This is a genomic window from Flagellimonas chongwuensis (assembly GCF_013376415.1).
Classification (GTDB): domain Bacteria; phylum Bacteroidota; class Bacteroidia; order Flavobacteriales; family Flavobacteriaceae; genus Flagellimonas; species Flagellimonas chongwuensis.
The window spans coordinates 130,278-146,244 of record NZ_WYET01000009.1 but is presented as its reverse complement, the minus strand read 5'-3'; the positions used below and the strand labels follow the sequence as shown (position 1 = coordinate 146,244).

The following is a 15,967-nucleotide window of genomic DNA, read 5'->3' as shown; positions in this document are numbered from 1 at the left end:
GTTAAAATGTAAGTTGACTCGGTGAAAAGGGAACTTCGAAAAACTTATCGTTCAATAAATCGATATGGCGCATCACGATTTCACCGTCATCCAAAATAGCTTGGGTTACACTAAAGGTTTTGAGACCGGAATCCCTATCGATAATAAATCCGTTCTGATAATCATCGTGGTTATTGGAGTGGAAATCTACGACACTACTGCCCGCAATTTGGGTTTTCCCGTCCATGAACGTTTGAAACAACTTCCTTCGGTGCTCGATTACTTCATCCGTATAAAGTGTTGCCGAGGACCAAATATGATTTTTTGTTGCATCCAACGGTCTATAATATTTCTGGTGTCCATCCCATCTAAACTCCAACAAGTTACCATTGAACAAAATCAAAGTAAACGGCTCAATGTTTTGCAGTTCCATGCTCTGAATAGAAGCATAAGGATATTCGGATGAAATCACATCCAACAGCACCAAGCCCCTACTCTTCGCATAATTGCCACTGGGCACATGGTTTACAAAACCTCCGTTGAGCAAAACTGCTACCGAACCATATTCGTTAAGTGCAAACCAAGTACCTCCCGCTTTAGGGTCTTTTGGGAAAAGTACCTTTGCGGAACCAATGGTTTCCTCCTGCGGTTGCAAAGCCAATGGCCTGGAAACATGTTCGTCGCGGTTGGAAGTAATGAAATGCCTACCTCCTGAATAAATAAAGCTTACTGTGCACATGCCTTTCTGTATTCTATGGTTGATGGAGCAACCCCAAAGGATTCCGGGATCTCTTGGGTCGAAAAATGCCTTACCCCTATCTTGATCAAAGCTTGGTGATGGATGGTATGCTCCAAATTGTACATTACCTCCCTAAAATAATTTGAATCCAAACAGGTCTCTTCATCCCCCAACTCATAAGAGACTTTTATCGCCTTGTCCGGTTTCGTCAAATTCATTTGGATATACGTCAATTGTTCCAATGCAAAATCAACATCCTCCTCAATTTTGGTGTTGCGTTCCCGTTTATCATATGAAACATCTGCCACCTCATATCCATTGATCAAACAGAGGTACAGTTCTATAATGTGACGAGTATGCTGCCCAATACTTGCATTGGATAATATTTGGCAGGATTGCGAATAACATCCAGCGGGTAATTCTGACAGCACGTTTTTGAACTGTTCCAATGTTTTCAAAGAAGATTTGAACATGATGGTGGATTATTTATAATTCGTTTTTTGATGATTTTGAGTATTAAGATAGAAAGAATAATCAATTCTTTATTTTTTCCCAGTTTTTATCGGCCTGTTGACGAAGTACTTCTGGTGATTCATTTAACCAAAATTCTAGGGTGTTGTTTTTCCCTTTATTATAAAAAAGGTAAAGTTTATCATCCCTAATCTCGTAGGTTTCGGGGTCTACGCTCACTTTTTTTCCATTCACAGCGACTGCATAAGCGCAATAACCACCATACTCTGGAAGATATCTTGATGGATTTCCCTTGAACCTTTGCAAGTTTCTTGCATCGTAGAACTTAAACTTGACCCCATCAAAAGTCGTAGAAAACTCTTCTTTTCCTTCCAATGGAGTATTATCAAAGTAAGAGACCACATCATAACCTTGAACTGCATACCCTTTCTTGGTATTATAATCAATGGTTTGGGAAAGGCCACATGTACACATCACTAAAAACAAAAGAACAATAAACTTGTTGATCATATCAGTAATTGAAAGTTTAACCCTTTAATAGTCCTAAAAGCCATCTATTCCTTTCAATCAATATTGCATTATAAAAAAATAGAGGGGCAATTTCACCACTTTGTAGGTTTGGTTAAACCATTCTGCTGCTTCAAAGTATGCATCCGTCAATTCATAATCCACATCCATCAATCGGCCCAAAATTTTTAATAACCAAAGCCTATTTTTATTTGAACAAAGGAAGATATCCATGAAAGCTATCAACATAACTTCAAGAAAACTGGCAATCTATTGTTTATTGGGCCTTGGGCTCACACTACTTTCATGCTCTGGGGAAGACGGTGCAACGGGACCTGCTGGCAAAGACGGCAATGCCAATGTAATTGTTTCCGATTGGATACCCATTAAATGGACCTATAAGGAAGTTCTGGAGGGAAAGGCATTTATGGATATTCCTGTGGCAAATATTGATTCGTATGTTGAAAATGGCGGTGTCGCGCTGATGTACTACAAGAACGATAATAATGTACGCATTCTTCCCTTTAATTTTTCCGAATTCGATTATTTTGATTTCGGCTTTGGTGAGTTTGTAAAGAACGATAACTATCAAACAGAAGCATTTACAGGGTTCAGGGTGTATTTTGACGGGGTACCCGTTACCGTAAACATCTTGGAAAATGAAACGGAAAATACAGGTCTTCGATATGTTTTGGTCCCTCAACCAATTGCTTCAACAACTGGCATATCCAATACCATTTCCGCGGATTATGAGGAAACCATGGAGCTTTTAGGAATAAATCCTAGCCAATAAGCGGCCGTAGATGGAGATTTCTCATTACAAAACTTCCGTTCATCGAAGTTTTCCCCAATTACATCCAAAGTTCGGCCCTTTCACCACGAAAATAATAATAAGTGTAGTCTACATACGTTTTGGATACAAACCAAACTAACTAGGATTCCGTTTTCCCAAAAATGGTGTCAGTAAAGCCTACTTAATGTATCACATGTCTCTCCCAAAGCCATTAATAGGGTTTATCACCTTATTATTTACTTCTATTGCCATAGCCAACGCCCAGTTTTCCAAGAATGAAAATACCACAGAAGCACTTTCCCTGCGTCCCATAACATCGGTTTTTTTGGCAGGGCAAAAGGATTATAGTTTTGAGGAAATAAGAAATAATTCAGATTTGGATTTTGTTCCACTATCCAGTTTAAAAGAAAACCTTGGTTTTTCCAGTGACAACTATTGGTTGAAATTTACTTTGCACAACCAAACAGAATCATTTGAACAATATTACTTGGAGACAGCACGTCCAATAACGGATGTCGTGAACCTATACCTTGTCAATGAAACTGGCGATGTACAGAAACAGCTCAGTGGTGATAAAATCTCCTTTTCCGAAAAAACAGTACAACACAGAAAATCCATTTTTGATATAGAGTTGAAACCCTATCAAAAAGTAACGGCCTATATTCATCTAAAAAGTGATGGTGAAGTGGTAATGTTGCCCATGAATCTATTCCAAGAAGGAATTTTTTTAAATTTGACCTATAAGGAGCAAGTGTTCTACGGGTTCTTTTATGGCATTTTGGTACTAGCGAGCATTATATACCTGTTCTTCTTTTTCGCTTTAAAGGACAAGGCTTTTGTATACTACGCCTGCTATGTACTCTTTATTGCATTGATGCAATTTTCTTTGGACGGATTTTTCCATCAATATTTTACCCCAGAAGGTGGTTGGTTATCCGATAGAGCCGTATTGTTAACGGCTTTTACATCACTACTCTTCTTTGGTAAGTATGGCGACGTATACCTTAACCTAAAAAAGAACAGTCCCATCTTGCATATTACAAACAATATGATGGCAGTTTCCATTGTCCTGGGCATACTTATTTTGGCCCTGGTCCCCAATTTTGAATACTGCTACCCATTGGCCAACGGCATAGGAATTTTGGTATTGCTACAAATGATTACCTCATTGATAGTACTAAAAATCAAAAAAATAAAAGTAGACCACTATTTTGTAATTGGTATTTGTTTTCTGGTCTTGGGTTTTGTGGTCTTTATCCTGAACAACTTCAATGCCATAGAAAACTCATTCTTCACAAGTAATGGCACCAAATTTGGCATTGGCCTTGAAATTATTTTCCTATCCATATCGATGAGCAATAGGATTAGGGACCTTAGAATGGAGAACGAACAAAACCAATTGTTGGCCCTACAAAGGGCCGAGGACATGAACGAGATCAAATCTTCTTTTCTATCGAACATCAGTCACGAACTCCGAACACCCCTTAATTTGATTATGGGTGTGGCCACTTCGCTACAAGAAAACAAAGAGGAGGAAAACCTTGATGAAAAATGCAAAATGCTCTTGAGTTCCTCAAAGAACCTATTGGGAAACATTGAAGATATCTTGGACTTTACCGTTATTGAAAAGGGCGATCAAGAGTTGCAAGAAGTTCCTTTTGACTTGAATTCCACACTGACCAAAATCTTAAAGTCTCAAGAGAAAAAAGCACTAGCCAAAGGTTTGGAATTTACCATATCGATTGCGGATAATTTACCGTCCAGAATTGTGGGCGACAAGGCTAAACTGGCCCAAATCCTTAACCATCTTTTGGATAACGCCATCAAATTCACCAATCAGGGAAAGGTAGAAGTGGAAGTTTTATGTACTCGAAATGGCGAAAACAAAGCCTCGATACGCTTTAATATAAAGGACACGGGCATTGGCATCTCCAAAGAGAAGATGAGCACTATTTTTGAATCGTTTACCAAAAAATCCTTTATGGACAAACGGGAGTATAGTGGTTTAGGACTGGGGCTATATATTGTAAAAACCTATGTCGACCTGCAAAGCGGCACTATTGATTTACGACAAAATACTGATTTGGGCACGACCTGTGAGCTAACGCTAAGTTTTGAAATTGATGAGGACCAGGTAACAGTTGATGAGGAATCAAAAGTAGAAACCCCATTTAATAGGGAAATCGGCAATATACTCTATGTAGAAGACAACAAAATGAACCAGACTGTGGTTAAATTGCTTTTCAAGAAAAATTGGACCAATGCCAACCTTACCATTGCCAACCACGGTAAAGAGGCATTGGAAATAATGAAAAAGCAAAGTTTCGACATTATTTTGATGGATTTACAAATGCCCGAGATGGATGGTTTTGAAACTACTTCGATCATTAGAAATGGCCAAGCGAACTGCAACCCCCAAGTACCAATTATAGTACTAACTGCCGACAACACCAGTAGCACACGAAAGAAGATATTTGAGCTGGGAGCAAACGATTTGGTGACCAAACCCGTGAATGGCCCGTTACTATTCTCAAAAATGAACAAAAACGCATTGGTAAAAGCCGTTGATAAGGTGGCCTAAAGGCTAAATAAAAAAGCACGCCTGTTAGCGTGCTTTTTTATGGTGACCCCAGGGAGGATTCGAACCCCATCCGCTAGCCCTTAAGTTTATTGACATGTGCCTTGCTTATGTTTAGTAACTAACCGAATTACAGACCTCTATGAGCAATCTCCTTTCGTATAAGCCAAAAATTAATCAATAATAATCAAATAGGGTTAAATATCGATCCATGCAGTAACCTGTAAACTGTTAATCGTTTATTTAAACTTTGTTTATTCTTAACCACCATTCAAATATCTGTTTTGCAAGAACGTCCGTTGAATGTTTATTAACAGAATACCCATAATTTGTAGATAATTCATGATATAATGCTGCACCAAGCTTTTTTCTATCTACTCCTCGATATAAAAGTCTTAAACACATATGACTTATAGAATCAAATTCATCGGGAGGTGAATCAGGAATCAGGTTCCATGAATTAATCAAATCCCTAAGACTGGAAAAGTGAACCTTGTATTCTTTATCAAGCTTTTTCTTTTGGTTCATCGTTTCTTTGAACTTAGGTAGTAAACTATTTAATTCTTGAATGCTCATCATACTTTTTATACGATAAGCTGTTTTTTCACCAGATACTTTATCAATGAAGCCAACTTCATTTAGTTCTTTAAATAGACTAATCACCTCCTTTCTGGTTTTACTTGAGAATTTATGTGTCTCCTGAACGACAAAGTTTGGGTTCTCAATTATTGATTTCCCATTGTCCGAACAAAATAGAATCTGGTTATATAATATTTCAAGCAATTTGTTTTTCATTTAATGCATTTATTCTTTTATGAAATGCTCCATCGTTTAGTTGAACTTTGGGCATAGTATAGGGTTTAACTGCCAAGAAAAGGTTTTTGGTTAAGAAAGAGGACTGGTGCTTTCTGCTATTAAATTCCGATTACGTATGATGTTATCGACTTTATTTTTACATCTTTTGCCCCTTTGAATTTGTAGAAGTCAGAGAACACATATTTTTTTCTGTTTTTCATTTTCATAATTTCGTTTGTTGCTCCTTCTTTTTCTTGAGATGAGATCTGGTCAATTATTAACTCGGTTACCGTTTCTGTTTCCATTTTTTCTAACACCAATTATGTTCCAAACAATCTCATCAGTCACACTCTTGGCAATAAATTTCATATTTTCTTTTGCAAAAGCAATATTAAATTCTTTCAGGAACTCCATTTTCGGTGAGTTACCACAATTAGGGATTGGAATAATTTTTGTCATTTTATGTGATTTCCAATTTCAGAACGTTCTTTTTTAGGTTGTTGACATCCTAATTTTAATGAAAATAATATACATCTTCATACACCCAAAATGGAATTTAACCGATGTGTTCGATTACCTTAGATTTGAACCTTGCAACTGCCATACCTTGTCATGGGTTTGCTTGTTGCTATGCCATTTTGGATTTTATGTGTTTTACAAATATTTATGAAGGTGGCTTGCATCGGAAAATCCCCAGTTAAGTGCCACCGCCTCTTGGGTCAGGTTGGAGTTTTTTAGCTGGAAAGAGGCGCCTTTTACCCGATACTGCAACGCGAAATCGGAAAAAGTTGAACCCATCAAATCTTTGAACAAGGCCGTGAATTTAGTTACGGACATGCGGCACGCCAAAGCTGCCTCTTTAGTAGTTATGAGCCTTTTTTCTTCAAAAATCAAGCGTAAGGCTCCTTGAATGGAGGTTCTATGCCCATGATTTGATTCTTGCAAGGGAACTTTCCATTCTTCCATAAGGGAAAGCAACAATTCAAATAAATATATTTTAGCCCAGTCCGCATCATATTTTTTGGAAAACCTTTGTTGGACTTTTTTTGCCAGATTCTTTATTTCGCCCTTCAAATTTACTGCCGTCCTAGGTCTATCCATTGGTGGAACCATAAATGTTGAAGTCATATCCCTATCTAAAAAAAGTGTGGTTGCCAAATATCTTGGGTCGATAACAAATACAGCCACCTCACAAGGTGCCTCCAGTATTTCAAAACCATGTGGTTCCCACATATTGCAAAACCAAACCTCCCCTGGCCCTATTTCTATATCGTATCCTAGGTACGAGCGTTTCATTTTACCTTTCAATACTACTCCCAGTTCGAATTCATAATGCATGTCAAACCAACCTTCTTCCCTGTTTTCATGCCTGTTCAATAAGATTTGGATGGGCTTGTTATCGTCAAGTTCAAAATAAAAGCGTTTAAAATCATCTATCTGTGCTCCTTTTATCATATTCTTTCATGATTTTACAAAAAATATGAAGTAATTTACAAAAAGACACATATAAGAATTGACCATATTTGAAATTAAACTTCAATCAAGGCAACTACAATTTGTTCTTGGGAATGAGTTTATCACTACTGATTAGAAACTCGGACACACAGTAAACCGGAAAATCGAGGTTGTTTTTTTGAACGGATTTATTAGTTAGGCACATCTGGTTCATTAACAATCAAATGGAACATTTCTTAATTATGAATTTTTATGGAACATTTTGATGCCATCGTTATAGGGTCGGGAATATCTGGGGGCTGGGCGGCCAAAGAACTTTGCGAACAAGGTCTAAAAACACTGGTACTGGAAAGGGGTAGGGATGTAGAACATATCAAAGATTACCCTACCATGACCATGAACCCTTGGGATTTTGAACACAGGGGCCAAATGACTAAAAAGTTCCAAGAAGAAAATCCGCTTATTACCAAAGCATCTGGATTTGGCGAAGATACGGCCCACTTTTTTATAGAGGATGCGGACCACCCCTATGTGCAGGAAAAACCATTCGACTGGATACGAGGGTATCAAGTTGGCGGCAAATCCCTGATTTGGGGAAGGGCCTGTCAACGTTGGAGCGATTACGAGTTCAAAGCACCTGAAAAGTACAATTATGGGATAGCTTGGCCCATTGATTACAATGATATTGCCCCATGGTACTCTCATGTGGAGAAGTTCATTGGCGTATGTGGTAATAAGGACGGGATTGAGGCCATGCCCGATGGTGAGTTTTTGCCCCCATTCGAACTGAACTGCGTGGAGGAACACATGAAAAGCACGCTCGAAGAACATTTCCCTGGAAGATATTTGGCTCAGGGAAGATGGGCACATCTCAGTGAACCAAAACAAACCCATCTGGACCAAGGTAGGGGCAAGTGCCTTTGTCGCAATAAGTGTATGAGAGGATGTCCGTTTGGAGGGTACTTCAGTTCCAATTCGTCCACACTGCCCTGGGCCGAAAAGACAGGAAACCTAACGATAAGACCCTTTTCGGTGGTCCATTCGATCATATATGATGAGGATTCGGGAAAGGCTTCAGGTGTTAAGGTCATTGATGCCAACACCAAAGAAGAGTTTATATTCAGTGCCAGAATTATTTTTGTCAACGCATCGGCACTCAATTCCAATTTGATTTTACTTAACTCCAAATCAAATCGTTTTCCCGATGGTCTGGGCAACGATCATGACTTATTGGGAAGATATATTGGGTTTCATATTTATAGGGCAGGTGCAGGCGGAAAAATCAGCGGATATGAGGACAAATATTATTATGGTTCAAGACCATCCGAATGTATTATTGCCAATTATCGTAATCTAAAGGAACAGGATACCGATTTTCTTGGGGGATATACCATTTTTACAGGAGCTTATCGGAACAGGGCCGAAGAAATCCCAGACGAAACACCTCATCTTGGTGCAGCTTTTAAGCATAAACTAAGTAAACCTGGAAACTGGCAAATCTATATGTACATGCAGGGAGAAACTATCCCAAAAGCATCGAACAGGGTTTATTTGAGCCAGGATAAGACAGATGATTGGGGCATTCCTTTGCTTGTTACAGATGTTGGTTATGATGAAAATGACGAAAAAATGATCAAAGATTTTCTTGTGGAAAGTCGTCGCATGCTCGAAAAAATGGAGTGTACGGATATAGACACACAGGACAACAACCAAGCACCTGGATTGGATATCCACGAAATGGGTGGTGTAAGAATGGGGAAAGACCCTGAGACCTCCCTTTTGAACGAATACAATCAGATGCATGAGTGCAAAAATGTATTTGTGACCGATGGTGCTTGTATGACCAGTACGGGCAATCAAAGCCCATCCATTTTGTATATGGCACTTACAGCACGGGCAGCCACATATGCTGCAGCACAGTTAAAAAAAGGTTTATTATAATAAATTAAGATGATGAACAAAAAAGTTGGAGTCGGACTCGTCGGTTCTCAATTCATATCAAGTATACATGCCGATGCATTGAGCAGGGTATCGGATGCAGAGATTTTAGCGGTAATGTCTCCTACAAAAGGCCATGCCGAAAACTTTGCGAAAAAGTTCAACATTCCCAATCATTTTACGGATCTGGATGAAATGTTGGCAATGCCGCAAATTGATATGGTTGTCGTTGGCGCACCCAACTATCTGCACTGTGAGATTACTTTAAAAATTGCAAAAGCTGGCAAACATGTAGTGGTTGAAAAACCTTTGTGCATGAACCTTAAGGAAGCCGATTCTATGATCGATGCCTGCAAACAGGCCAATGTAAAGTTGATGTATGCCGAAGAACTTTGTTTTGCTCCCAAGTATGTTCGTTTGAAGGCTTTATTGGATGAAGGTGCCCTTGGAGCCCCCGTACTCTTTAAACAATCGGAAAAACACGACGGGCCCCATGCCGACCACTTTTGGGATATTGAACGCTCCGGAGGTGGGGTGACCATGGACATGGGCTGCCATGCCATCCAATTCTTTAGGTGGTTGCATCCTAAGAAAGATATCAAATCGGTGTATGCACAAATGATGACCAGTGTACATCAGGATAAAACCGAAGGTGAGGACAACTCCATTATTATTCTTGAATTCGAAGATGGTGTAACGGCAGTCATGGAAGAAAGCTGGACCAAACTTGGGGGCATGGACGATAAAGCTGAAATACATGGCTCCGAAGGGGTTGCCTATGCAGATATACTCCAAGGCAACTCCATCCAAACATACAGCAGCAAAGGAGTGGGCTATGCAGTGGAAAAGGCGGGAAACACCATTGGATGGAGCTATACCATGTTTGAAGAGAGCTGGAACTATGGATTCCCTCAGGAATTTGAACATTTTGTGGATTGTGTCAAAAATGACAAACAGCCCTTGGTAACAGGAGAAGATGGCAAGGCTGTGTTGGAAGTGATACTTGCTGCCTATGAATCCGCAGGGACTGGAAAAAAAGTGCAACTTCCTTTCAAATCCGATGTGGACAAACCCTATAAATTGTGGAAGAAAGTAAAGTAGTTACATTCCTATTATTTTAAATAAATCAAAACATGGAAAGAAGAGATGCTTTAAAACTTACAGCCACCATTTTGGGTGGGAGTATCATAGGATCCCAATTCTTTTTATCGGGCTGTGTTGCACCTCCTAAGAAAAGGTCTGAAATGGTCACCGATGGGGATGTTCCCTTCCTTGACGAAATAGGCGAAACCATTCTTCCCGACACGGATGAATCCCCTGGAGCTAAGGCCGCCCATATAGGAGCATTCATGAAAACAATCGTAAATGACTGTTATAGTGAGGATGAAACCTTAATTTTTATTGATGGTTTGGATAGGGTCGAAGAAAAGTCCATGGATCAATTTGGGGAATCATTCCTTTCCCTTTCCAAAGAAAAAAAACTAAATCTACTGACCCAATTTGATAAAGAGGCCAAAAAACACAGATCTTTGGAGGAGCCACACTTCTTTACCATGCTCAAAGAGCTTACCGTTTGGGGTTATTTTACTTCTGAGATTGGTGCGACCGAAGCACTCCGTTACAATCCCGTTCCTGGCAGATTTGAAGGCTGTATTCCTTATAATGGAGAAAGTGCTTGGATATCATGAACAACCTATTCTTTGACGACTATAGAGATATGAGTGCTCATGCTGGCCATATCGTACTTTCAGAACTAAAAAAGAAGAAAGACCTTCGTATATGTACAGCAACGGGAAACTCACCAACAGGAACCTATGAGTTTTTGGCAAGGCAATATTTGAATCACCCCGAGCTTTTCAAGGAGCTCCATATTGTAAAATTGGATGAATGGGGCGGGCTCCCAGACACACACCCAGGTTCTTGTGAGCACTATTTGCAGGAACACCTTTTGAAGCCTTTAAACATTTCGAATGACCGATATACTGGTTTTAGCACCAATCCACAAAATGCTCGACTAGAATGCGAAAGAATCCAACAAAAGATTGAAAATGATGGTTTAATCGATTTGTGTATTTTGGGATTGGGTAATAACGGACATATTGGCTTTAATGAGCCTGATTACCACTTGCAGCCATTTTGCCATGTGGCTCAACTTTCGGAGGCATCACAAAAGCATGGTATGGTTAAGGATTTGGATATAAAACCATCGTTCGGAATGACGCTAGGTATGCAAAACATCCTCTCCGCCAAAAGAATAATCCTCTTGATTTATGGAACAGGCAAAGAAGAAGTATGCTCCAAATTGAAAAAAAAAATCATAACCACCCAATTGCCTGCTACTTTCTTATGGCTTCACCCCAAAGTTGATTGTTTGCAATTAAAAAGTACCTAGTGGCCCCTGAAGGGTTTGGATTGAATAGTTTATTTGAACTTTAAGATTATGAATTTAATCTATTGTTGAGGAATTCCATGAATACCCTTAATAATCTATTCTCCTCACTTTTAATGAAATTCAGTAATCCAATAATTAGAATTGGAAACAAGAATAAGGCAATCAAGAAAACAGGGAATTCTATTTTTAGGAAGCTTTGAAAAAATAAAACCAACAAAGGTAGAACTATCATTAGCACCAGAAGAAAAGACTTCTTTTTGGTTTTCAACTTAATTTCCGTTTTGAAATCCTCCATCTCAGTTAAATTCCCATAAAAAATAATATCACTTTTAGTATTCGGATAGTTCGTGTCAAATACCAAATTAGATCCAACCGAAAAATTTAAACTTATTACGAAACTGTTTTCAGACAGCCAATTGAAATGAAACTTTTTGTGGTCGTCATCCAATAGTTTTTTCAAATCCACTAAACTGATTTTTACTCTAAGTTGTTCCGTTTGGTTAGTGAATAATGACTGAAGTTTCATCATTTATTTAAACTTTGTTTGACTTTTGAATTTTACACTAAGGATTATTTATAATAGTAAAACCAATTACTCTCATAATTTTTATCGAAATTCTCTTTGCTATCTAAAAAGACTGAATAGGACTCTCTTATAAAATAACCGAATTCGTCATAATCCTTGAGCAAATCAAAATATTCTTGATTCCACTTCTTATGTATTTCAGAATTCTGATATCTTATTAATTGCTCCTCTGTGTGTAAAAAATAAGTTACACTGTCAAATCTTCTATCAATTTCCCATAACTCTGAATTATTTATGGCAGTTTTCAGTTCCTTAATTTTCTTTTCAGGAATGTTTTCATTCGCCTCAATTTTAGCTATTGATTCAAAATCTGAGAAGTAGACAAATAAGTTATTTGGCTTATATGTCAATCCGAATATTTTTTTTATCCAATTCTGTCTATTTTTTATATTATAACCAGATACGATTTCGGCAAATTTATCTGAAACCTCATTTTGTTTAGTTTTATCAAAACTATATGTTTGATTGTCCATAAATTTCCCTTTGTCTTTTACATATTCGAGACAGACTTGAAGTCGAGGATAAGATTTGTCATTTTTAATAAAATCGAAAACTAGATTCAATGTTTTAACATCGTATTTTTCGTCAATCCATTTTGCAAGAGGTGTGAATTCCTCTTTTATTTTCAAGATTCCCTGTTTTATTTTTTTTGTAGACTTATAGTCTTTGTCGGAAGGCATTATCATATTTCAATCAATGGACTTTCTAAATGCACTATAGCTTCTTAATCGTTTATTTGAACTTTAATAAATGTAAGAATTTTCTAGTTGTTAAAATTTGGTTTTCGGCGAAAGGATAGAATAGTGGTCAATCAGTATTGACAAATAGAGTTTAAATATAGGTGTAAAAAAGGGTATATAAGGTAAACTATTTAAGTGTACCGAAAAAGTAAACTACTTAGAATCAGTGAGCTTGTCTAAGAGTGAAAGTTCAATTAAACGGTGGTTAAAAAAACCTCTCATAAATCAGAAATCGATATAATGGCGAACGTAACGAAGTGAAGTGCTGTAAGCCCCAAATCTTGCCAAACTAACTTGCTGAGCGAGGTGAAATTTGACCTGTAAGACTTCTTGAAACCCATTTTCTATTAAAAATTTGTCTGTTTTACTGGGCTGAAAGCATTTTTCCTTTAAAAATGAGTTGAATCCAAAAATATAAGACTACCAAAGCAATGAATAGAAAACAATATTCGATTCTAACATTAAACCGTCATTTTTCACCAAAAATTCATTGATTTTATTGGGCTGAGCCCATTTTTTCACCAAAAATGATATAACATCATATATGAAGATTTTCAACAAATCTTCTAATAATGGGCTTTTCCGAAGGAAAATGAATCAATAGCGCGGTGCGTCAGCACGCTATCCTCTTGCTCTTCATATTTTCTTAGCAAGGCAAAGAAAACATAAATAGCCATGTTCAATAAGATGGAAAACAGAAGTTTTTAATTATTGTAAATAGGCTATTGCACCCTATTTCAATTTTACTTCACGCTTATCTTTCCGATCACTATAAAATTGAATCAGGAACCAGGTGCAAAAGTTGGGGTAAGATTGGGACTTTTGATACGTCTTGGTTTAAATAGTATTGCAGTTTAATGGTCCAAATTTCCAATCCTTTCCTTTACAATTTTAGTTTCTGACATCTTTTTATCCAGTATGGTATCCAGTCCATCCATGTCCTCACTTATCTTTCTGTCCAGCACCCGTGCATAGATTTGGGTGGTGGTCAATTTAGTATGCCCCAAAATCTTTAAGACTGTCTCTATTGGCGCCCCGTTACTCAAGGTAATCGTGGTGGCAAATGTGTGCCTTGCCATATGAAAAGTGATATTCTTCTTTATTTTACAGCCATCTGCCAACTCCTTGAGATAACTATTCAATTTTTGGTTAGAGATGCTTGGGAATAATTTTTCCGGGCGCTTTTTCGGATGGTATTGGTATCTCTTGATAATGGAAAGGGCCGGACCTAGGGGAAGCTTGAAGGAGTTCTTGGTCTTTAGTCTTTTGGTACTTATCCAATGTTTTCCATCTATTCCAAGTATTAGATTATCCTCTCCAAGTTCCATCAGGTCGCAATAGGAAATGCCTGTGTAACAACTGAAAACAAATAAATCTTTAACGATGCGTAGTCGCTCAATACCCGTATAGTAATCTTGAATTGCCTGTAGTTCCTGCAAGGTCAGGAACTCCTTTTCTTTTCTTTCCATCTTTACTTTGACCTGCGGAAAGGATCTCTGTCTATCCATTCATTGTCCAAAGCCATTCTTGTCATCTTGCGCAGGCGTTGAATATGCTTCATCGCTCCATTATTTGAAAGCTTTTCGTGTTTATGCCTGGGATAAAGTTTGCGAAGGAACGTCTCAAATCCGACAATAAAATTATGGTCTAACTGTGAAATTGGATAATCGTCGCTTTTATATTGTTCATTGATATACTTCAATAGGTAGTTCTGTTTCGTCCTGTAATGTCTCAGGGTAGCCTTGCACAAATTGTGGACGCAATTCACATTGTGGTGCTCGAAGAGTGTCTTTATTTTGATATTACTTCCGTCTTCACCAAAATAGTGAGCCTTGACCATCTGTGGGGTAACATAGTGGGATTTAGATCTTAATTCTCGATAACATTGAAAAAGTTCTGTTTCAACCTCCATCAGATAGGTGTTGATTTCCCTTGCCTCTTTGGTATGCCCCAAAACCCTCGACCCTTTTCTGTCCCAAATTTCTGTCGGGATAGTATACTTCAGACTCAAGTTGGTCCTTTGTGAATCGACCGTGATACGGGCATAAATCTTTCCTGTGCCATCAACCCTCCTTGCAGTACTTATCCAAAAACTAATTGAAAATGTTGACCTTGTTCTCATAGGATTTGTGTTAAATTAAACGAATTTTACCTACGAAAGTCAAATACCAAGTATCTGTAATATAGTCAATTACAAGCTTATTCGGTTAACACTTTCAAAATAAAATTTTACTAACCGAATTACAAACCAAAAAAGGTCAAATCAAACCATATCATATGATATGATAGCTCAAAAAAGTCAAAACCCTGCAAATCAATAAGATATGCAAGGTTTTGTTTTTGTTTAAACTTAAAAAGTGACCCAGGGAGGATTCGAACCCCCAACCCTCAGAGCCGAAATCTGATATTCTATCCAGTTGAACTACTGGGCCATTTTTAAATATTTATGAACTCAATTTTGCTTTTACCATGGCCGAAATGGTCTTACCATCTGCCTGTCCCGCCAATTCTTTGGACACAATTCCCATTACCTTGCCCATATCCTGCATGCCGGAAGCACCAACAGCATCAATGGTCTGTACTACTACTTTTTCAATTTCTTCTTCGGTAAGCTGCTCTGGCAAGAATTTTTCTATTACAGCAACTTGCGCCAATTCCGGTTCGGCCAAATCTTCACGACCTTGCTCTTGGTAAATTGCAGCACTGTCCTTTCGCTGTTTTACCAATTTTTGAACCAGTTTAATCTCATCTTCTTCAGATAATTCAGCTCCACCGCCTTTATCGGTCTTAGCCAATAAAATGGCCGATTTAACTGCTCGCAAAGATTCCAAGGCAACGGTATCCTTAGCCTTCATTGCGGCCTTCATTTCTGTCATCACCTTGTCTTGTAAATTCATCTGTTCTGATTTTAGTTCGCGAAGATAAAAAATAAACCCGAAAGTTTCTGTACTTCCGGGTTTATGCTTTCCATTAAAATGGATGTTAATTTAAACA

16 protein-coding genes and 1 tRNA gene are annotated in these 15,967 nt (G+C 38.1%); 6 read left to right on the top strand and 11 right to left on the bottom strand.

Annotation, left to right across the window (positions count from 1 at the left end; all coding sequences use genetic code 11):
- Nucleotide 1 precedes the first annotated feature (1 nt).
- From GUA46_RS15685 to GUA46_RS15675, 3 genes are all read right to left on the bottom strand, one after another.
- Nucleotides 2-718 carry an NRDE family protein gene (locus GUA46_RS15685; protein ID WP_176621274.1) on the bottom strand — a complete coding sequence of 239 codons (717 nt, stop codon included), beginning with the start codon at nt 716-718 and terminating at the stop codon, nt 2-4.
- Nucleotides 706-1,191, bottom strand: coding sequence for a DinB family protein (locus GUA46_RS15680; protein WP_176621273.1), 486 nt, complete (start codon nt 1,189-1,191; stop codon nt 706-708). The genes GUA46_RS15685 and GUA46_RS15680 overlap by 13 nt, the downstream gene beginning before the upstream one ends.
- Before the next feature lie 61 nt (nt 1,192-1,252).
- Nucleotides 1,253-1,699: a YHS domain-containing (seleno)protein gene (locus GUA46_RS15675; protein WP_176621272.1), complete on the bottom strand. Its 447-nt coding sequence runs from the start codon at nt 1,697-1,699 to the stop codon at nt 1,253-1,255.
- A 229-nt stretch (nt 1,700-1,928) separates the two neighbouring features.
- Between GUA46_RS15675 and GUA46_RS15670 the strand changes: the two genes are divergently transcribed.
- Together GUA46_RS15670 and GUA46_RS15665 are read left to right on the top strand one after the other, a co-directional pair.
- A complete protein-coding gene (locus GUA46_RS15670) occupies nt 1,929-2,489 on the top strand; it encodes a hypothetical protein (protein ID WP_176621271.1) in 561 nt (186 codons plus the stop codon).
- Nucleotides 2,490-2,682: 193 nt separating this feature from the next.
- The gene (locus tag GUA46_RS15665) at nt 2,683-5,070 is read left to right on the top strand and encodes a 7TM diverse intracellular signaling domain-containing protein (RefSeq protein WP_176621270.1); all 2,388 of its coding nucleotides are present in this window, start codon (nt 2,683-2,685) and stop codon (nt 5,068-5,070) included.
- 240 nt (nt 5,071-5,310) lie between these two features.
- Here the strand turns inward: GUA46_RS15665 and GUA46_RS15660 are convergent, their stop codons facing one another.
- The 3 genes from GUA46_RS15660 to GUA46_RS15650 form a co-directional block, all read right to left on the bottom strand.
- Nucleotides 5,311-5,862, bottom strand: coding sequence for a hypothetical protein (locus GUA46_RS15660; RefSeq protein ID WP_176621269.1), 552 nt, complete (start codon nt 5,860-5,862; stop codon nt 5,311-5,313).
- A 119-nt stretch (nt 5,863-5,981) separates the two neighbouring features.
- A complete protein-coding gene (locus GUA46_RS16780) occupies nt 5,982-6,167 on the bottom strand; it encodes a hypothetical protein (RefSeq protein ID WP_218109574.1) in 186 nt (61 codons plus the stop codon).
- A 349-nt stretch (nt 6,168-6,516) separates the two neighbouring features.
- Nucleotides 6,517-7,317: a helix-turn-helix domain-containing protein gene (locus GUA46_RS15650; protein WP_176621268.1), complete on the bottom strand. Its 801-nt coding sequence runs from the start codon at nt 7,315-7,317 to the stop codon at nt 6,517-6,519.
- 252 nt (nt 7,318-7,569) lie between these two features.
- On the opposite strand from GUA46_RS15650, the gene GUA46_RS15645 reads away from it, so the two are divergent.
- The 4 genes from GUA46_RS15645 to GUA46_RS15630 are packed head-to-tail and all read left to right on the top strand — an operon-like array spanning nt 7,570 to nt 11,647.
- Nucleotides 7,570-9,258, top strand: a complete 1,689-nt coding sequence (locus GUA46_RS15645) for a GMC oxidoreductase (protein WP_176621267.1) — start codon at nt 7,570-7,572, stop codon at nt 9,256-9,258.
- Between the two features lie 9 nt (nt 9,259-9,267).
- On the top strand, nt 9,268-10,356 hold the full coding sequence (locus tag GUA46_RS15640; protein WP_176621266.1) for a Gfo/Idh/MocA family protein: 1,089 nt from the start codon (nt 9,268-9,270) through the stop codon (nt 10,354-10,356).
- Nucleotides 10,357-10,388: 32 nt separating this feature from the next.
- Nucleotides 10,389-10,943 carry a gluconate 2-dehydrogenase subunit 3 family protein gene (locus tag GUA46_RS15635; protein WP_176621265.1) on the top strand — a complete coding sequence of 185 codons (555 nt, stop codon included), beginning with the start codon at nt 10,389-10,391 and terminating at the stop codon, nt 10,941-10,943.
- On the top strand, nt 10,940-11,647 hold the full coding sequence (locus tag GUA46_RS15630; RefSeq protein ID WP_176621264.1) for a galactosamine-6-phosphate isomerase: 708 nt from the start codon (nt 10,940-10,942) through the stop codon (nt 11,645-11,647). The genes GUA46_RS15635 and GUA46_RS15630 overlap by 4 nt, the downstream gene beginning before the upstream one ends.
- Before the next feature lie 570 nt (nt 11,648-12,217).
- Here the strand turns inward: GUA46_RS15630 and GUA46_RS15625 are convergent.
- The 5 genes from GUA46_RS15625 to GUA46_RS15605 form a co-directional block, all read right to left on the bottom strand.
- Nucleotides 12,218-12,862, bottom strand: a complete 645-nt coding sequence (locus GUA46_RS15625) for a hypothetical protein (protein WP_229418529.1) — start codon at nt 12,860-12,862, stop codon at nt 12,218-12,220.
- Nucleotides 12,863-13,827: 965 nt separating this feature from the next.
- Nucleotides 13,828-14,442, bottom strand: a complete 615-nt coding sequence (locus GUA46_RS15620) for a site-specific integrase (protein ID WP_176621262.1) — start codon at nt 14,440-14,442, stop codon at nt 13,828-13,830.
- A 2-nt stretch (nt 14,443-14,444) separates the two neighbouring features.
- A complete protein-coding gene (locus tag GUA46_RS15615) occupies nt 14,445-15,095 on the bottom strand; it encodes a phage integrase SAM-like domain and Arm DNA-binding domain-containing protein (protein WP_176621261.1) in 651 nt (216 codons plus the stop codon).
- A 236-nt stretch (nt 15,096-15,331) separates the two neighbouring features.
- Nucleotides 15,332-15,405, bottom strand: a tRNA-Arg gene (locus GUA46_RS15610).
- Between the two features lie 12 nt (nt 15,406-15,417).
- On the bottom strand, nt 15,418-15,870 hold the full coding sequence (locus GUA46_RS15605; RefSeq protein WP_108244760.1) for a GatB/YqeY domain-containing protein: 453 nt from the start codon (nt 15,868-15,870) through the stop codon (nt 15,418-15,420).
- Nucleotides 15,871-15,967: the final 97 nt, after the last annotated feature.